The organism is Pseudoalteromonas shioyasakiensis (assembly GCF_024518675.1).
Taxonomy (GTDB): Bacteria; Pseudomonadota; Gammaproteobacteria; order Enterobacterales; family Alteromonadaceae; genus Pseudoalteromonas; species Pseudoalteromonas shioyasakiensis_B.
In genome coordinates, this window is the sequence record NZ_JANIGL010000002.1 from 129,740 (window position 1) to 147,807 (window position 18,068).

Annotated in this window: 19 protein-coding genes and 7 tRNA genes; 9 read left to right on the forward strand and 17 right to left on the reverse strand. The window is 40.9% G+C overall.

From position 1 onward, the window contains the following. The first annotated feature begins 15 nt into the window (after window positions 1–15). Window positions 16–1,959, forward strand: a complete 1,944-nt coding sequence (locus tag NQT69_RS06285; RefSeq protein ID WP_256826843.1) for an alpha/beta hydrolase family protein — start codon at window positions 16–18, stop codon at window positions 1,957–1,959. A 62-nt stretch (window positions 1,960–2,021) separates the two neighbouring features. On the opposite strand, the gene NQT69_RS06290 is transcribed toward NQT69_RS06285, so the two are convergent. The 10 genes from NQT69_RS06290 to dnaQ all read right to left on the reverse strand — a co-directional run bounded on the left by NQT69_RS06290 (window position 2,022) and on the right by dnaQ (window position 5,938). Beyond that, window positions 2,022–2,738 carry a helix-turn-helix domain-containing protein gene (locus NQT69_RS06290; RefSeq protein ID WP_256826844.1) on the reverse strand — a complete coding sequence of 239 codons (717 nt, stop codon included), beginning with the start codon at window positions 2,736–2,738 and terminating at the stop codon, window positions 2,022–2,024. A gap of 237 nt (window positions 2,739–2,975) precedes the next feature. Beyond that, window positions 2,976–3,052: transfer RNA gene (locus NQT69_RS06295), tRNA-Asp, on the reverse strand. Window positions 3,053–3,106: 54 nt separating this feature from the next. Continuing rightward, window positions 3,107–3,183: transfer RNA gene (locus NQT69_RS06300), tRNA-Asp, on the reverse strand. A 37-nt stretch (window positions 3,184–3,220) separates the two neighbouring features. Further along, window positions 3,221–3,297 (reverse strand) — tRNA-Asp (locus NQT69_RS06305). 37 nt (window positions 3,298–3,334) lie between these two features. After that, window positions 3,335–3,411, reverse strand: a tRNA-Asp gene (locus tag NQT69_RS06310). Between the two features lie 30 nt (window positions 3,412–3,441). Then, window positions 3,442–3,518: transfer RNA gene (locus NQT69_RS06315), tRNA-Asp, on the reverse strand. A 41-nt stretch (window positions 3,519–3,559) separates the two neighbouring features. Further along, window positions 3,560–3,636 (reverse strand) — tRNA-Asp (locus tag NQT69_RS06320). Window positions 3,637–3,663: 27 nt separating this feature from the next. Then, window positions 3,664–3,740: transfer RNA gene (locus tag NQT69_RS06325), tRNA-Asp, on the reverse strand. 99 nt (window positions 3,741–3,839) lie between these two features. Next, window positions 3,840–5,216, reverse strand: coding sequence for a TIGR03503 family protein (locus NQT69_RS06330; RefSeq protein WP_372822935.1), 1,377 nt, complete (start codon window positions 5,214–5,216; stop codon window positions 3,840–3,842). 8 nt (window positions 5,217–5,224) lie between these two features. Then, window positions 5,225–5,938 carry a DNA polymerase III subunit epsilon gene (gene dnaQ, locus NQT69_RS06335; RefSeq protein ID WP_256826845.1) on the reverse strand — a complete coding sequence of 238 codons (714 nt, stop codon included), beginning with the start codon at window positions 5,936–5,938 and terminating at the stop codon, window positions 5,225–5,227. A 68-nt stretch (window positions 5,939–6,006) separates the two neighbouring features. On the opposite strand from dnaQ, the gene rnhA reads away from it, so the two are divergent. Both rnhA and NQT69_RS06345 read left to right on the forward strand, forming a co-directional pair. After that, entirely contained in the window at window positions 6,007–6,474 is a 468-nt protein-coding gene (rnhA, locus tag NQT69_RS06340; RefSeq protein WP_256826846.1) for a ribonuclease HI, read from the forward strand. A gap of 85 nt (window positions 6,475–6,559) precedes the next feature. Next, window positions 6,560–7,414, forward strand: a complete 855-nt coding sequence (locus NQT69_RS06345; RefSeq protein WP_256826847.1) for an MBL fold metallo-hydrolase — start codon at window positions 6,560–6,562, stop codon at window positions 7,412–7,414. On the opposite strand, the gene NQT69_RS06350 is transcribed toward NQT69_RS06345, so the two are convergent. Further along, a complete protein-coding gene (locus tag NQT69_RS06350; RefSeq protein ID WP_256826848.1) occupies window positions 7,385–8,143 on the reverse strand; it encodes a class I SAM-dependent methyltransferase in 759 nt (252 codons plus the stop codon). The two genes, NQT69_RS06345 and NQT69_RS06350, sit on opposite strands and share 30 nt — an antisense overlap. Window positions 8,144–8,194: 51 nt before the next feature. On the opposite strand from NQT69_RS06350, the gene gloB reads away from it, so the two are divergent. Both gloB and NQT69_RS06360 read left to right on the forward strand, forming a co-directional pair. Beyond that, on the forward strand, window positions 8,195–8,980 hold the full coding sequence (gene gloB, locus NQT69_RS06355) for a hydroxyacylglutathione hydrolase (RefSeq protein ID WP_256826849.1): 786 nt from the start codon (window positions 8,195–8,197) through the stop codon (window positions 8,978–8,980). Window positions 8,981–9,117: 137 nt separating this feature from the next. Further along, window positions 9,118–10,713 (forward strand): lytic transglycosylase, encoded by a 1,596-nt coding sequence (locus NQT69_RS06360; protein ID WP_256826850.1) that lies wholly within the window; start codon window positions 9,118–9,120, stop codon window positions 10,711–10,713. Window positions 10,714–10,756: 43 nt separating this feature from the next. Here NQT69_RS06360 and NQT69_RS06365 read toward each other — a convergent pair whose 3' ends face one another. From NQT69_RS06365 to NQT69_RS06375, 3 genes are read right to left on the reverse strand one after another with little or no spacing between them, the layout of a single operon-like run. Further along, window positions 10,757–11,203: a flavodoxin gene (locus tag NQT69_RS06365; protein ID WP_256826851.1), complete on the reverse strand. Its 447-nt coding sequence runs from the start codon at window positions 11,201–11,203 to the stop codon at window positions 10,757–10,759. Then, window positions 11,203–11,967, reverse strand: a complete 765-nt coding sequence (gene truC, locus NQT69_RS06370) for a tRNA pseudouridine(65) synthase TruC (RefSeq protein WP_256826852.1) — start codon at window positions 11,965–11,967, stop codon at window positions 11,203–11,205. Before truC ends, NQT69_RS06365 begins: the two co-directional genes overlap by 1 nt. Further along, window positions 11,960–12,280, reverse strand: a complete 321-nt coding sequence (locus NQT69_RS06375; RefSeq protein ID WP_256826853.1) for a YqcC family protein — start codon at window positions 12,278–12,280, stop codon at window positions 11,960–11,962. Before NQT69_RS06375 ends, truC begins: the two co-directional genes overlap by 8 nt. Before the next feature lie 102 nt (window positions 12,281–12,382). Here NQT69_RS06375 and NQT69_RS06380 point away from each other — a divergent pair, with 102 nt between their 5' ends. Both NQT69_RS06380 and NQT69_RS06385 read left to right on the forward strand, forming a co-directional pair. Continuing rightward, window positions 12,383–13,411: a DUF3549 family protein gene (locus NQT69_RS06380; RefSeq protein WP_256826854.1), complete on the forward strand. Its 1,029-nt coding sequence runs from the start codon at window positions 12,383–12,385 to the stop codon at window positions 13,409–13,411. A 1-nt stretch (window position 13,412) separates the two neighbouring features. Continuing rightward, window positions 13,413–13,712, forward strand: a complete 300-nt coding sequence (locus tag NQT69_RS06385; protein WP_256826855.1) for a DUF3301 domain-containing protein — start codon at window positions 13,413–13,415, stop codon at window positions 13,710–13,712. Window positions 13,713–14,564: 852 nt separating this feature from the next. Here NQT69_RS06385 and queE read toward each other — a convergent pair. Then, window positions 14,565–15,230, reverse strand: a complete 666-nt coding sequence (gene queE / locus NQT69_RS06390; protein ID WP_256826856.1) for a 7-carboxy-7-deazaguanine synthase QueE — start codon at window positions 15,228–15,230, stop codon at window positions 14,565–14,567. A gap of 130 nt (window positions 15,231–15,360) precedes the next feature. On the opposite strand from queE, the gene queC reads away from it, so the two are divergent. Further along, window positions 15,361–16,044 (forward strand): 7-cyano-7-deazaguanine synthase QueC, encoded by a 684-nt coding sequence (gene queC / locus NQT69_RS06395; RefSeq protein ID WP_372822958.1) that lies wholly within the window; start codon window positions 15,361–15,363, stop codon window positions 16,042–16,044. A gap of 101 nt (window positions 16,045–16,145) precedes the next feature. On the opposite strand, the gene NQT69_RS06400 is transcribed toward queC, so the two are convergent. Continuing rightward, entirely contained in the window at window positions 16,146–16,595 is a 450-nt protein-coding gene (locus NQT69_RS06400) for a methyltransferase family protein (RefSeq protein ID WP_256826858.1), read from the reverse strand. A 160-nt stretch (window positions 16,596–16,755) separates the two neighbouring features. Between NQT69_RS06400 and NQT69_RS06405 the strand changes: the two genes are divergently transcribed. Beyond that, window positions 16,756–16,998 (forward strand): hypothetical protein, encoded by a 243-nt coding sequence (locus NQT69_RS06405; RefSeq protein ID WP_256826859.1) that lies wholly within the window; start codon window positions 16,756–16,758, stop codon window positions 16,996–16,998. Here NQT69_RS06405 and NQT69_RS06410 read toward each other — a convergent pair. Then, window positions 16,985–18,010, reverse strand: coding sequence for a hypothetical protein (locus tag NQT69_RS06410; RefSeq protein WP_256826860.1), 1,026 nt, complete (start codon window positions 18,008–18,010; stop codon window positions 16,985–16,987). The two genes, NQT69_RS06405 and NQT69_RS06410, sit on opposite strands and share 14 nt — an antisense overlap. Window positions 18,011–18,068: the final 58 nt, after the last annotated feature.

An 18,068-nucleotide genomic window follows, 5' to 3' on the forward strand; every position in this document is an offset into this window, starting at 1 on the left:
CAAGGAGTGTGAATCATGAAAAAAGCCCTCAAACTTGCCTGCATCACCTGTGCAGTATCGCTTACATTAGCTGGTTGTAGTCAATCAACTACCTCCACCAGCAGCCCAGTAAAAGCAGAGCAAACACAGCAGGTAAAAAAATATAACGCTAAAACCTTTTTTGATACAACATCAATTATGGGCAGTAGCTTTTCAGCCTCCGGCGATAAAATTTTAGTCAGTAGTGATGAAAGCGGCATTTACAGCTTATATGAAGTCGATGTTAAAACAGGCGATAAACAACGCTTGACCAACTTTGAAGACAGCACCTACCCTGTACGCTACTTCCCTAGTGACAACAGAGTGTTATTCACTAAAGACTCTGGCGGTAACGAACGTTACCATATTTATGTACGGGAGCTTGATGGTACTATCAAAGACTTAACCCCGGGCGATGAAACCAGAGCGAGCTTTGCAGGCTTCACCAAAGATGGCAGTCAGTTTTTTATTACCAGTAATCAGCGTGATGCCAAGTTTATGGACTTATACCGTGTTGATAGTAAAACGTATCAAGTCACCCCAGTATATCAAAACACCTTAGGTTTAGATGTCGGCGCCATTAGCCCAAATGGCCGCTATATAGCACTGTCTAAAAATAATACCAATAAAGATAGTGATACGTTTATTCTCGATACTTATAAAAAGTCCCTCAAGCCACAATTGATTTCAAAGCACGATACACCAGCTCAATATACGCCTGACACCTTCTCTGTTGATAGTAACTATTTATATTACTCTACAGACGCTAAAGGTGAGTTTTCTCAAGTATGGCGTTATGAGTTAGCCACAGGCGAACATACACCTGCATTAAAAGATAATTGGGACGTCAGCTTCATTTATTTTTCTAAGTCGGGCCGCTATCAAGTCAGTGGTGTTAATGCTGATGCCAGTACAAAAGTAACCGTCAAAGATACAAAAACAGGTAAAGAAATTGCCATGCCTAAGCTACCGGCGGGTAATTTACGCAGCGTAAGCTTCTCCAGCGACGAGCAAACAATGGCGTTTTACTTAAACTCAGACACCTCACCTAGCAATTTATTTGTTTGGCAAGTCGGCGATGCTCAAGCCAAGCAACTAACAAATACATTAAGTGAAGATATTGATCAAAACGACCTAGTAGAGAGTACCATCGTGCGCTTTAAAAGCTTTGATGGCTTAGAAATACCTGGTGTATTGTATAAACCAAAACAAGCCAGTAGCAGCAATAAAGTTCCTGCGCTTGTGTGGGTGCATGGTGGCCCTGGCGGGCAAAGCCGAACGGGTTATAGCGCAATGCAACAACACTTAGTGAACCACGGTTATGCTATTTTTGCCGTCAATAACCGTGGTAGCTCCGGATATGGTAAAACATTTTTCCATCTAGATGACAAAAAGCATGGTACCGACGATCTACAAGATATTGTATACGGTAAAAAGCACTTACAGAGCTTAGACTGGGTTGATGCAGATAAAATCGGCATTATGGGTGGCAGTTATGGCGGCTTTATGACTGCAGCAGCCCTTGCCTTTGAGCCAGAAGAGTTCAAAGTGGGTATTAATATATTTGGTGTTACCAACTGGGTAAGAACACTCAACTCTATTCCACCGTGGTGGGAAAGCTTTAAAAAAGCGCTGTACGATGAAATGGGCGACCCCGCCACTGATGGTGAACGTCACCGTGCTATTTCACCGCTGTTTCATGCTGGCAACATCACTAAGCCTTTAATGGTTATACAAGGCGCTAACGATCCGCGCGTATTACAAGTTGAAAGCGATGAGCTGGTCGCCGCGGTAAAAGCCAATGGCGTTCCCGTTGAATATGTATTATTTGACGACGAAGGTCACGGTTTTACTAAAAAAGAAAACCGTATTAGTGCCTCAAACGCGTATCTCAACTTTTTAGATACTTACTTAAAAGAGTTATTTGGCCCACAAGGATAATTGTAAGCCAATTTGAATTAAAGCCTGCTGCATTTCTTGTACGCAGGCTTTTTATTACGTTTTTATTGTTTGGTCAATCTAGGCTCCAGTAAAGCGAGCGCCAAACCAAATACTACAGAAAAAATACCTAAAAACTCAAACCAACTATTGCCTGCATGTGGCATAGTCCGCGAAAGCTCATTTGCAGTATAAACACGTTTCCCTCCCTCGACTTCTTCAACAAATGATTCACCGACATATTCATCCATTAACTTAAAAATTGGTACCCTTCTGGCTAACATTTCCCGATTATTCTCATCTCTTTTCTCTCGATTCGACTCAATAATATAAATATTCCAATGAGTAAAAACATTCAGAGGTTCTTCTGTTTTGATCACACCTAGAGATTTGTATTCGTAAAAGCGTTCATTGAACACATAGTTTTCATGTCCGGCATAAAACAATGCACAACCAATAGATATTAAAAACATTGCGAGATAAATAACCTTACGCTGCGTGGCTGAGCTCTTTACTTCTTTACTTTTATACCACTGCTCGACATCGGGTATTTGCATCAGTCTAGCTTTATCGTGACTCGATACGAGTGGCTTCATAAACTCATCAATTGAAAGATCTAATGCTATCAATAAAGCTCTAAATATTTCATTAGAGGGAATTGATTTATCGTTTTCAAGCTTGGATAAATAACTCTGCTCTATACCCGCTTGCTGGGCAAATCCAGGTTGGCTCAATTTTTTATTATTTCTTAGCTGCTTTAATTGTAGACCTAATGTGCTCATCTTAATGCTTCCTTTTTTAAAGTGAGGTTAGATTCTTGGTAATTCATGCAGATATATGAAGCTGAATAGTGAAGAATAATAAGGAATATTAGCAGGTTAGTATAAAAGAGTCGATCTGATAGCTGATAGCTGATAGCTGATAGCTGATAGCTGATAGCTGATAGCTGATAGAAAAATATATTGGCTGTTATTAATTAGGAAAGTATTTTTTTAACTTGTTATTGAGGAAATAACAAGTGGCGGAGTGGACGGGACTCGAACCCGCGACCCCCGGCGTGACAGGCCGGTATTCTAACCAACTGAACTACCACTCCGCAGTGGTATGTGCATGGGGTAATGCACTTACTAATTTTAATATTGATATCAAGTGGCGGAGTGGACGGGACTCGAACCCGCGACCCCCGGCGTGACAGGCCGGTATTCTAACCAACTGAACTACCACTCCGCAGAGATATCATTATGCTTGTTATTACTTAATTTGCTGGCGGAGTGGACGGGACTCGAACCCGCGACCCCCGGCGTGACAGGCCGGTATTCTAACCAACTGAACTACCACTCCAGCATACAAATTTTGTAATATAACAGTGTTTAAATAGTGGCGGAGTGGACGGGACTCGAACCCGCGACCCCCGGCGTGACAGGCCGGTATTCTAACCAACTGAACTACCACTCCAGCGCATATTTAAACTGTTATTTATCTTATTGGCGGAGTGGACGGGACTCGAACCCGCGACCCCCGGCGTGACAGGCCGGTATTCTAACCAACTGAACTACCACTCCATAATAAGAATATGTTTTACAACCATATGTTGTGTAAGTGTTGGCGGAGTGGACGGGACTCGAACCCGCGACCCCCGGCGTGACAGGCCGGTATTCTAACCAACTGAACTACCACTCCAGCATCTACTTACAAATTGTCGAAAATTGGCGGAGTGGACGGGACTCGAACCCGCGACCCCCGGCGTGACAGGCCGGTATTCTAACCAACTGAACTACCACTCCGCATTTTCGTTTGCTGCTTAGGTCTCCCTTTGCAGCGGCGTGAATAATACGAATCAGCCCCTACTTCGTCAAGGGCTTTTTTGTTTTTTTACAGGTTTTTTAGTCATCTGACATCGAAAGGTTTAAAATTTCACCTGATTTATCACTTTTTGAGCCATTTTTGCCGACTTCATTTTTTTCACCTTTGTCGGACTCATCTTCCACTGCTGTTTTTTTCTGCAAAAAAGGGAGGCTTATCTTAGGTAAAATAGATTTTTTCTGCACAAATACACGAATTGCCAACCAGCCTATTAATAAAACGGCTAAATTGCCACCGATGATTAGACTAATAAACATAATAGTCGACATAGATTCTGCTTCTCTTATCGCTCTGTCGATCTCTTTTTGTTCAGCTTCTGTAATGACTGGCTCTGGTAATTCTGGTACCGCTTCAATTGGGCGTTCAATTTCAAATTTATAAGTAGGCAATGTTGCCATAAACTCTCGCTCATTGACATTAGTACCGAATACCGAGAGTTCCACACTGTAACGGCCCCAATCATAGTTTTTAATCTGTAATTCTCGGGTTAAAGCTGTGCTGCCTTCTAGGTTAAACATTTGTTCTTCGTTGTTGGGGTAATAAATTTTCCCCTGTATTAGCACAGTTTCGGGCTTCACCACACTTGGATCCAAGGTGATAGCCAATGTGTGTTCGTGTGCATCATCTTGCGCAAGTGCAATATCGTAACTAAATGGCGGCTCTTTTACTTCAAGTACATCCTGAACAACGGTACGCTTCAATAAAGGGGTTTCAATGTATAGCTCTGGTTGCCACTGCCCTGCGGGGAAGGCCAACTTAAATTCCCCCGTAAAAATACCGTCTTTTGGTCGTTCGTCAAAACCTCGACCATCATCTTTAAACTGTGCAACGTTATGTGTACCCGCACCAAAATTAGCATAATCACTATTGTTAGTACTTATAAAGTCAACATGCAAACTCACCACATCTTTAAATAAGCCCACGTTGATAGGCTCACCATCATTCAAGATCTGCCCCGTGATTTTGACCGTTTCACCACGAAATAACAGTGGCGGCAAGGGCTCTACCTTTAAGTCTATATCTCCAAGAACCACAATTCTGCTATCCGGTAAAATACTGCCAACCACTTGCCATGGCCCGGCCATCGGCTCTCGGATGGTGATTAAATCGTAACTTAGCTCATCAAACCAATCGACGTTAGGCTCTTTCATCGCAGAAGTAGCATAAAGCTTACTCCCATTAGGCTGGACTAGGACGACAGCAGGCGACCCAGGCTTGCGAAAAAATAATAAGGTGATTTCATTTACCTTATAGTCAATTCGAAATCGGTTATCTAATAGCGGGATTTCATTTTGCTCACCATCGCGTTTTAATAAGGTGATTTTATCTTCACTATTTGCGGTTAATGTAAATGGTGTTAATAACGCCACTAGCATTGCCAATAAGTATATTTTCATTGTGGGCCTTATTCGGCGCGCCATAAGCATTGGCCGCCAGCATCTTGAACGATATCTAATCTTGCTTCGTGCGCTAACTGTTCGTCATCTAACGCTTTTAGTACCATCAAAGGAGCACGGTTTGCATCTAAACGACGAATTTCTTTTTGTTGTTGCTCATTACCCTGATCTTTATTTTGATTCAGGTTAAGCTTCACTTGGCCACCAGTCATGGCTAAGTAAACGTCTGCAAGTATCTCAGAATCCAGTAATGCGCCGTGTAACGTCCGCTTAGTGTTATCTACATCATAACGACGGCAAAGCGCATCAAGATTATTCTTTTGACCAGGATGCAAGTCACGCGCCATTTTAAGTGTGTCGAGAACTTGGCAGTATTCATGGGTGTTAGGATAACCTTGATTAAGCATAGCAAATTCATTATCCATATGGCCGACGTCAAACGGCGCGTTATGAATAACGAGCTCTGCGCCTTTGATATAATCAAAAAACTCCTGTGCAATTTGATGATATAACGGTTTATCACGTAAAAACTCATTGGTAATACCGTGAACATCAATTGCTTCTTCTTCAATGCTGCGCTGCGGATTGATATAAACGTGAAAGTTATTACCGGTTAACCTGCGGTTTATTAATTCCACACACCCGATTTCAATAATTCGGTGCCCTTGTTTTGGGTCGATGCCGGTGGTTTCTGTATCTAAAACTATTTGTCTACGCTGCATATCGAACTTAGCCTGATTCTGGTATCTTTCTATAATCACTTTATTGTACATAATATCAAGGTAAAACAGTGCAAAAAACCGTAGAGATTTACACCGATGGCTCATGTTTAGGTAATCCAGGCCCCGGCGGATATGGTATTTTCATGCTTTATAACGGCCATGAAAAAGAAATGAGCCAAGGTTATACCCTCACCACAAACAATCGCATGGAGATGTTGGCCGCCATTGTCGCGCTTGAAAGTCTTAATCGCCCTTGTGAAATAAACCTCACCACAGATAGCCAGTATGTAAAGCAAGGCATTGAATCTTGGGTTGCTAATTGGAAAAAGCGTGGCTGGAAAACAGCTGCCAAAAAGCCGGTAAAAAATGTCGATTTATGGCAACGCCTTGATGAAGCCTGTAATAGACACACAATTACTTGGAAATGGGTCAAGGGTCACAGTGGCAATAAATACAACGAGATAGTTGACGATCTTGCCCGTGAAGCCGCTGGCAGTAATGACTTATTGATTGATGAAGGCTACAAACCTGAGTAATCAACTTATTTAGTTCAGCACAAACTATTTTACAATTAAGTTATATGATATAAGATTTAGATATATCATATAATGGAGTTGTAAAATGTCAGTGTCGGTTACGTCTTTTTTCCATCAGCAAAGCGCTACGTTTTGTTACTTAGTCTGTTGTTTAAATACTGGTAGCGCTATTATTATTGATCCTCCCGCTGATTTTGACGCACCCAGCGGAACACTGAGTTTTACAACCGCAAATAAAATCATTGATTATATACACGCTAATAAACTCAAACTGGAGTGGCTACTAGAGACTCACGCCCATGCAGATCACATTACAGCAGCCAGTTACATCAAACATAAACTCGGCTCAACTCATCCATGTAAGCTCGGCACAGGTGCCGGTATTACGCAAGTACAAGACTACTTTAGCCAACTATATCAAATCGACATGCCTTGCGATGGTAGTCCTTTTGATGAATTGTTTAACGACAACAGTCACTATCCGTTCGGGGAGTGTCAGTTTGGTGTATTAACAACACCTGGGCATACACCCGATAGCGTGTGTTATTTAATTGATGACAATGTTTTCGTCGGCGATACCTTTTTTATGCCTGACAGTGGCACTGCCCGCTGCGACTTCCCCGGCGGTAGTGCGAAAAAATTGTATGAGTCATTACAGAAAATTTTATCTTTGCCAGAGTATACAATTATGTGGATGTGCCATGATTATCAACCGAATGGCCGTAAACTTGCCAATAAAACAACGGTTGCAGAGCAACGTTTGACGAATGTGCATTTGCAAAGCTCAAAGCAAGCATATATTGAAACCAGAGAGAGCCGCGATGCAACGCTCAGCGCACCTAAGCTATTACACCCAGCAATACAAATGAATATACGTGCAGGAGCGTTACCGAAAGAACTCACACCTCAATTAACTATTCCGTTGACGGTGCTGCTTTGACGTTTGTCGCAGCCCAGCGCCTTTAACCGGCGCAAACTGTGGCCTTGCATGCCACTTTGGTTTAATAGGCGTTAAAGGTGCAACGCGTTTACGTGCCACCAGCATATAAACACTGCCCATAGGTTTTAAATATTGCTTGGCAAAACGTCGCCATGGTGCAAAGCGTGACAGCCTATTACCTCGCGCTAAAGAAGAATAAATAAACCGCTCATCGCTAACAATCTCAAAACCCAGTAAATTAAGCCAATCTTTTACTCGCGCAGGGGTGAAAAAACGCCCTGTCCATGGCAGCTTTTGGCCACTAAATGGCAGTAATTGAGCCAAGCCACATAAACTAAACGGATTAAACCCGGTTATCACAATATAACCACCGGGGATCAATGTACGGTGCGCTTCTCGAAGAATATGGTGGGGATCTGAATGATATTCTAGACAGTGGCTTAAAATACATGCATCAACGCTGTGCTCATAAAATGGTAGTTCATCTATATCTGCAACAACCCCGGTAAACGGGCCTGACTCGGCCACACAGACTTGATGTTTAATTGTGCTTGCAGTGGTGTTAAGCTCGCCACTGAGGTTTCCCAGTTTAAGCATATGATAGCCAAACATTCGGGGCAGCCATTTCGCCATTTTTCGCTCAATATCACAACGTAAGTAGTCGCCATGAGGAAACTCATGCCACGACAGTGGTTTGGGTCCTTCTTGAAAACTAAGGGCTGGTTTCATCTGCTGAGCTCGTTATACTATTAATATCGTCACTTTATAGAGCAATGTAACATGGTGCAAGTCAAAGCAATTAACGCCTTTTCTGATAACTACATTTGGTGCATCACCGATGAGCAAAGCCAACAGGCATGGGTTGTTGATCCCGGGCAAGCTGAGCCTGTGTTAACACATTTAAAAAATGCAGGCTTAACACTTGCGGGTATATTAATCACCCACCATCATTATGATCACACCGACGGCGTAGCCACTTTATGCAAAGCGTTCTCGGGGATTGATGTATATGGCCCCAACGACAGTCCATTTAAAGGGATCACAAAGCCACTGAAAGAAAGTGATATCGTCACCGTGTTTGATACTCAATTCAGGATAATTACGACCCCTGGACACACATTAGACCACATCTGTTATATACACCCTGCCCTTGCATTTACCGGTGACACATTATTTAGCGGTGGTTGTGGTCGCTTATTCGAAGGCAGCGCAGAGCAAATGCAGCACTCTTTTGATAAATTAAAACAGCTACCTGACACATGTAAAATATATTGTACTCATGAATACACACAAGCAAATTTAGCATTTGCTCTCGCTGTAGAGCCTACTAACAGCGATTTAATTGAGCATGCACAATGGGTAGATGCGAAACGCAAAAATGATGAAATTACCTTACCTAGCACTATCGCTTTAGAGCAGAAAATAAACCCTTTCATGCGCAGTGATATTTCGGGTATTAGTCAAAACATTCCCACTGAATATCAATATAAAGCAAAAAATATATTACAAAATAATGAACCTTGGCAAAACTTTGCAGGTCTTAGAGCCTGGAAAGACCACTTCTAAAATTATTACCCTATGATAATCAAATTATTACAGGGTTATAATTGCCACTGTTGCAGTTTTTAGATGGTCATAAAGTGGCAATGTTGGCTCATAACGGGTAGTATTCGCCGAGTTTTTTACCTGATGTATTGGTATTTATGAAAAGATCTCCCCTCGTTTTAAGCTTGGCGTTGGTGCTAAGTGGTTGTCAAACTTTGACTTCAACACAATCTGATGACACTAATGAACAGTTAGTTGTCAATCAATCGGCACAACAATTAGAAGGCGCAAGCCCTAGCGATATCAACAATGCATTAATGATCAATGCACAATACCTACAGGTAAATGAGTTAGATGACGCTCCCCCTATTTTTGACGATGTATGGGAGCGAGTTCGTTACCAGTTATCAATTGAAGTACCGCAAAACCGCCAAGTAGTGACTGAGCGTAATTATTATGCTCGTCACCAAGCTTACTTAGATCGCGTATCAAAACGCGCTGAGCCTTATTTGCATTTTATTGTAGAAGAAATTGAAAAGCGGGAAATGCCTATTGAGATTGCATTATTACCCATTGTTGAAAGTGCATTTGACCCATTTGGTTACTCACATCGCAGCGCCTCGGGCATTTGGCAGTTTATGCCACAAACCGGTGAGCGTTTTGATTTAAAGCAAAACTGGTGGTATGACGGTCGTCGCGATATTGTGCAGTCAACACGTGCAGCCCTTGATTACCTGTCATATTTACATAAAACCCTTGAAGGTGATTGGTTAAACGCCATAGCTGCCTATAATTCAGGTGAAGGACGTTTACTACGTGCAATTAAAAAGAATCGTAAAAAGCAATTACCCACAGATTTTTGGTCTCTTGATTTACCCAAAGAAACCACAGCTTATGTACCACGCTTATTAGCACTTTCTGATTTATTAAAACGCCAAGAAGAGTTTGGTCTTAAGTGGAATCCAATCATCAACGCACAAGTTGTAGAAACCGTTGATGTAGGCTCACAAATCGATTTAGCACTGGCTGCTGATATGGCACAAATTAGCCTCACTGAACTGTACCGTTTAAATCCAGGCTTTAATCGTTGGGCAACCGATCCCAATGGACCTCACTTTTTATTGATCCCATCAGATAAAGTTGAAAATTTTCAACAGCAATTAGCAAAAACTGAAATTAAAGATCGCTTGCGTTGGCAGCAATACAAAGTTGCCAGTGGCGACAGTTTATCAGTAATTGCGAAAAAGTTTTCTACTAGCACCAGTGCGATTAAATCACTCAATAAATTACAATCAAACACCATTCGTGTTGGCCAACAGTTACTCGTTCCTCTCTCCGATGGTGCAATTAATAGTGAGCATTTACCTAAGCAAGTTCGCATGGCTGCGAATAAACAGAGCCAAAAGAAACTATCGCATACTGTTAAAAGTGGCGATACGCTATGGGATATCAGCCGAGAATACGATGTCACCATCAATGAACTGGCTAAATGGAATAAGTTAAAGAAGAACAGCGTTTTACGTTTGGATCAAAAGCTCACAGTTTATAAATCAAGTAGCAACACGCAAACAGCCCTAGTCAGCACCAACCGAACAATCACCTATAAAGTTCGTCGCGGTGACTCACTCGCTCGCATCGCCTCTAAGTTTAACTTATCGGTGAACGATATTATTAAGTGGAATAATCTAGCTGGGCAAAAGTATTTACAACCAGGGCAGAAGCTGAAACTTAAAGTCGATGTAAAAAGTACTTAGCACTATATAATCAACAAGAAAAGCGCTCATGCGCGCTTTTTTACTAAGTTAATTTTGTCAGCCACTGTTTTAACCAAGGCTCTGTCACAGGCCAAGGTTCAAAGTCTTCACAAGCGTCTATTTCTAGACGATGGCCAATTGGCTTTGCTTGTAAATCACGAAACAGTTCATCAAAGCTACGCCCTGCACCACAAAAAGTGTCGCCATAACTTCTGTCACCCATAGCAACAATGCCGTATGGTTTGCCAGTTAACATTGGAAATTGAGTATTAAGCTGATCATAAAGCGGGGCTAAATTATCTGGGATCTCACCTTGCCCTGTGGTTGAGGTAATCACCAATATATGACTCGCTGATTTTACCTCTTCAATCGTTGGCACATTAATCAACTTTGCTTGGTGCTCTGATTGTTCAATTAACCCTATGACTTCATCACTTAAACGCTCAGCGCCGCCATACACACTGCCTACAAATATACTAATAATTGCCATTAATAATCCTTTTCTAGGTTTGGCCAACCGAGTTGCTGGCAAATACTCAGCATTTCGTCACCCAGAGGCGCTTTAATTTTTATATCTTGCTTGGTGTAAGGGTGCACAAAGTTAAGCTCGGTTGCAAATAACATTAACCGGCGCAGTGAAAAATGCTGCCGAAAAAACTGATTATGCTGATTATCCCCATGATTAACATCACCGATGATAGGTAATGATAAATGCTTTAAATGCCGGCGGATCTGATGCTTTCGCCCAGTCTTTGGCAAACATTCCACTAATGAGTAACGCACTGTGGGGTATTTACCGATTGGAATTGGCAAAGCAGCTTGGTATAAACAATTAAACTGTGTTTGTGCCTCTTGAGCTGCCTTGTTTTGGTCAGCAAATTTGTCGGCTATTTTATCTAGCTCTTCTTTGAGCGGTTTGTCTAAAAATACCGCTTCGGGAGCAAAACCACGCACTAAAGCCAAATAACGTTTAGTTATTTGGTTATCAATAAATAATTGATTGATATCACGCGCAGCTTCTGAGCTAAGCGCAAATAATAATACGCCTGAGGTTGGCCTATCTAATCTATGTACAGGAAAAACATGTTGGCCAATCTGATCGCGCAGCATTTGCATAGCAAATTGTGTTTCGTGTTTATCTAAAAAAGAGCGGTGAACGAGCAGCCCTGAGGGTTTATTAATCGCAATGTAATTTTCATCACGGTATAAAATTTCTAATTCACCAAACTCAATTGGTTCAGGGCGTTCACTCATTCGGGCTTCCAAAAACAGTATCTAATTTTTTTAGTAATGCAGTCACTTCTGTGCCACCGGATTTATTAGCGAGCATAAGCTCCGCCATGGGTGCAATAGCAAAATTACTCGGGAGTGGCAGCTGCTTGGCAACAAGGACACGCATTTTTTCAATAAACACAAATTGCAGCCATTGCTCAAACGCCATCGTGTCATGGCAAAAAGGTAGCTTAGAGTGAAATGCTTGCACATCAAGTGGCTCACTTTGCCAAAGCTGATACTGCTTCAATAATGATTCAAGCTGTCTCAAATAGTCTTGAATTAATAAATTCATTGTCACCTCTTCACTTATAATCCCTTATTATACCCTGTTCCCTCAAAAGCAGCTATGGCGTATAATTTCTGCCATATTGCAGTATAAAATTTTGAGACCATTATGACTGAACAAATCGCAACCTTAGGCCAACTCCTAGATGGTGCTGGAACACAATGGCGTGCATTTGATATCGGCCGGCACATAACAAAGCTTGATAAAAAACAATTTAACTCTATCGAGCAGGCACAAATCCCCTACCCATATCCACTTGCAGGACATGCTTGGATTGCAATTCAATTTTGGGATACTAGCGCGAGCAAAGAACCATACGTTTGGTTTTTAAAATTCCCAGTAGATGAACAAAGTAAACTTGTCTGTGCTAGTCGAGATCATTTTGCCAATATGGTTATCGAGGCCCTAGGTAACGATTTAACGAGTGATCGCGCTGAAGGAAAGCTTGATAATAACCCCTATGTTTTTACACCAAACGCCAATAAATTAGCCGCGTTTAATGCGCAACTTAAAGTGTTACTTAAGCAACCAGCTTCACAATATTATGAGTATGCGCAAATGTACTTTAGCGGCAAACTTGGTTTTGATAATTGGCAAAGTGTTGCGGTACAGGGAATTGCAGATTTTGCCTTGCGCCTAGAACACGATAATAACTTAGTTAGCCTAGAAAATGCATGGGAGCATTTGCCTTTAGAGGTATTGCAACCACTGAGTGCTATGCTTGAACATGTAAAAACCCCAACCAGTTTAACAGAGCTGCTATCAAAGTTTGCATTTGACGCTATTAATAATAAAGACACAATTGCATTAATATGCGCACTACGTGCAGCGTCAAAATCTCAAGCACAAGGTTTAACAGCCGAGCTAGTAGATAAGATTTTAGCATCAGAAATAGCGCTTGAGTCTGATGTTTTACTCACCATCGCGGGGCGCTGCTTCTATGTATTAGAAGAGCCTGAACGTTTACATGTTTTTATGGATAAGTGCGCGCACCACCAAGGCATTGACGAATTATTTCCAAGTATCTTTGCAGACTTAGTTGCAATTCCAGCTATCCGCCCGCATCTATTAGGCTTATTAAGAAAAGAAAATCGCAGCGAAACCCTCGCCCGCGCTATTGGAAGGTTATTCTCATAATATGGCTAGTTTGTGGACACTCATTTTTATTGGCAGCGTAATATATTTGTTTTGGTTAAACCGAAAAGTGGCAGAAGCTGCCAATAACCATGCTAAGCGTCAAAGTGAACAATTACAGGTTCAGTTAATGAGTGTCGCATGCATTAAACGGCGTTTTGGGCTGTTGAGAAATGGTAAACCAGGTATTAAAAGTGAGTTTATGTTTGAATTTTCCAGTGATGGTCAAAGCGTCTATCAAGGCGTGTTAGTCATGGAAAATGAAATGCTAAAAAGTGTTATTGTTCCACCGCATAAGCTCTAGTTAGAAAGTTAGAAAGTTAGAAAGTTAGAAAGTTAGAAAGTTAGAAAGTTAGAAAGTTAGAAAGTTAGAAAGTTAGAAAGTTAGAAAGTTATTATGAATAGAGTTTGAATAAAATCAATGCAAAAAACTAAGGCGTAACTTATAGTTACGCCCCAATCTGACTTCATCCATAATCAGGCATCCATACCTACGCCGAAGCTACCTTTTTTATCTTCCCCTGAACGGGTATACATCCAAAATACACCCTCACATCGCTTCTATGCGATATCCTACACGTCCTAGTGTTATCCACTTGCCATCTTGGCTATCCTACGCTTCCAAGCGCTCCTATTACTTCCTGTAATCTAATCCCTTTTGGTAATCCTTTTCATTAGCTCCGCTAATATACTGCTTCCTGGCAGTGTCCTAATTCATCCTTGCTATCCATGTAAGCTTGTCCATATGGCTTCTTGCCTAGCTTCATGCTAATTTGCCGTATTCCATTTCCTTGGCAACAGCTCATTCATTGAGTCTGTATCGTCTTGATGTATTCAAGTTTACTTAATTATGAGTTTTGAGCTAGGTAGTAAATAACAATTATTTTCATGTAACATTTTTGAAAAACAAACAAAGTTATTATAAATCAATACGCTACAACAATTACTCTTAATTATAAATAGTCATTAACTGATTACGCTCACAGCATTGTAAGATATCTCTTACAGCACTGTTTCCAGAATGGCGTTTTAACTTGCCTTAAAATAGGCACTCTAGCTAAGATATACCTGCTAATAAGTTTGAATAATAAAGGCTTGTAACCAGTTATTTATTAAACCAAAAAAGTAATAAATAAACTAGCTACCCACAAACTCTCTAATTTATCCCTAAATACTTATGGACTTGTACTGATAAACGCCAATTTTTCTCGATACAAGTATCAATGGCTAATTTAGTTGCAGTCACTTTCTGGCTAATTGGTTGCAAGTAAACCAATTTAGGGTTCACTCCCGTTTTAGCAAATAGCACTTCCAGCTCTTCTACATGCTTTTTCATAGCAACTGGATGCTTAATCTCGTTCGCTCGCTGCATGGCTGAAGCGAGTACCTCGTAACCACCACGCATATTGATTTTTGGCGATACAGTAACCCAAGTTTGCTCTGGCACTAAAACCTCAAAGGTACCACTGGTTTCTATTTGAGTACTGAACCCATTTGCATGGAGTAACTCACAGACTGGGTTTAAGTCGTACATACATGGCTCACCACCGGTGATCACTACATGTTTTGCACGATATTCTCGCGATTTAAAAAGCGCTAAAATTTGCTCAGCTGATGCATCTGCCCAATGCTCTGAGTCGGCTTTTTTTTCAACCGTCTCATCTAGTGAAACTTTATATACGTTATTAACATCCCAAGTTTGTTTTGTATCACACCAAGCACACCCTACAGGGCAACCTTGCAGACGCAAAAATATTGAAGGAGTGCCAGTAAAACTTGCCTCACCTTGGATTGTTTCAAATACTTCATTTATTTTGTACAAACGTTATCTCACTTACTACTTGGTATTTTATCGGATGAAAATAGCGATAAAATAGAAATCAAAAAGCACGGGCAAAAATTGTTATTTATGCTCCAGCCGTGTAGTATATCGCGCCCTGATATAAACCTCTATTAAAACTAAGAGCAAAACAGATATGACGCAAAAAGTAGTTGTGATTTATTCCGGCGGTATGGATTCATTTACCGTATTAAATAAAGCCCTGCAAGAGGGCCACGATGTTTATGCCTTGTCATTTGATTATGGTCAGCGTCATGTTAAAGAGCTTAAAGTCGCCGCACAAGTATGTGAAAAACTTAACGTTCCACATAAAATCGTTGATATTTCTGCTATCAACCAACTCATTGGCGGCTCATCATTAACTGACGATATTGATGTGCCTGAAGGGCATTACGAAGAAGAAAGCATGAAAAGCACTATCGTGCCTAACCGCAACATGATTTTGCTGTCATTAGCCGTTGGCTATGCTGTTTCACTTAAAGCCAGCCAAGTTTATTATGGTGCCCACTCCGGCGATCATGCTATTTACCCTGATTGTCGCCCTGAGTTTGTGAAAAAAATGGATGATTTATGCCGAATTGCTAATTACGATGCAGTTGAGATTTTTAGTCCTTACTTAAACAATACCAAGATTGATATTCTAACTGATGGTATAAAAATGGGATTAGACTACAGCCAAACTTGGACCTGTTATAACGGTCGAGAAAAGGCTTGTGGTAAATGTGGTGCGTGCCAAGAACGTCTAGAGGCATTCAAACTTAACGATGTCACAGACCCGCTCGAATATGAGCTATAAGTAACAATATACCCAAGCCACCTTATGATACTGAATTCTGCATTTTGAGGTGGTTTGGATATTAAGCCTATCATCGATAGCCTTTTTTATTGCTTATTAACCTATAACCACCGCCTCACTCGATTCATGTAATCAACATATTGTTGGCCAAAAATCTTTGTTAGTGCCCGCTCTTCCGGGATGATCTGAAACTGCGTGATATACGCGATAAAACCTACTATACAAATGATGGCCCAAATAGACATAAGCCATACGCCCCACCCTAATAATATAAACGCAAAGCCAACATACATAGGGTTACGTGATATTCTATAAATGCCTTTAGTTACAAGTTCGCTGGCCTGCTCAGGGTTGTTCGGGTTAACAGTGGTTTTTGCGAGACGAAAACTCACCACACCGGCGATGCAAAAAATAACGCCTATGCCTACAAAAATAACAGCAATGTAAGTAATAAAAGCGCTAAAATCGATAACACTATAATGGGCAATTAAAGCCATTAGTCCGGCGAAAAACAATACAACCAGCACCGGCGGTATTTTATTATTTAACATATATATCCTTTTAGATGGTTACGCTTGTGCCTAAGTTGTATACGATATTAGTGGGCACTTAAGGCTAGCAATACAAATATAGTTACAATTGTCAGCTTTCTAGGTGCGTAAAGCAGGTTATACTTTATACTAATAAAAACGGATAAAGGAAATAAAAGTTATGTCAGGTACTACGATGATTGTGTTAATTGTATTTATTTCTGTTGGCTCAGGGGTCATATACGATATGTACAAAAAACACCTCGAGTTTAAGCATAAAATGCAAAACAACAATAACGATGCAAACAAACAACTCGAGGCTGTGAATGCTGAAGTACGCGCACTAAAAGAACGAGTACAAACACTTGAAGCTATTGTGACCGACTCTAGCTATAACGTAAAACAAGAAATTAATCGGCTTTAAACTGCTTTGAGTACAAGTGTGCGTTTTCTGGCCGCTCGATACCATGAGCGGCTAAAAACCCCGTAATTTCGCTATCACAACCCTGTGGTGCGCGGGCACTGTCGATTTCAAAATTGAGTATATTAGCCTGCTGCTTACCTAGCGAGCATAATTGTAAAACATTGTGCGATCTGAGCTTGATGCTCAACTCCCCTACTTTTTCAACTGCGATGCATTTACTGAAGCGAGCTAATCCTGCGTAGCTAAATTGTTCACTAACATATTCGTGGCTTTTACAAACCAGCGCATTCATTAAGCCATGTAAAAACCCATTACTTGTATTATCAGCAACCACAAATGTAATAATTGCATTATTAAACTCACTAAGCTGACACGCACTACACATAAGCTGAAGACGATATAAATAACAAGCTGAATCAAGATTCTGTACTGATACTAATTTAAGGTGCTCTCCTGCAAATAAACAACGAGTTAAAACCATGTTTATATCGGATCCTTCATCGTCGCCTTGATGCACTAAAGCCGGATTATCTGCCATCAAAGGAAGATCGTGATGATTATTAAATGGTGTACTGGTACCGTGCTCATGATTAAACTGAAATAGCTCCCTAACCTCATGTTCTCTAGCAATTTTTAACGCTAAAAATGCTGTTTGAATTAATTCGGAAGTAGGTAAATTATCTTCAACATACCAGCGGCGACCAAAAAGTAACTTTTTAGCATTCGGGCTTTGTGTATTAGTTTGATAATTATCAGGGCTCAGCACCGCCACTTGTAAATATATTTGGTTATCTTTTTGTGCTGCGAGAACTGTAAAATGAGTTGAAAAATTAATTTTTCCAAGCACTTCGCTTACTGATGCTAACGTATGTTTATAACGTAAGAAATGCTGCGGCACGACCCAATTGTTGTTCGTGAGTTGAACCAGTGGTGCATATGAGATAGGTTGCTCATAACTATGGGGCCATTTTTCATTATTATTGCCCGTAGGCCTCATTGTTTGACGATTCATATTTACTTCAATTCATACAAGGAATCTCTGTGTTACGAATTAAAGGTACGAAATAGAT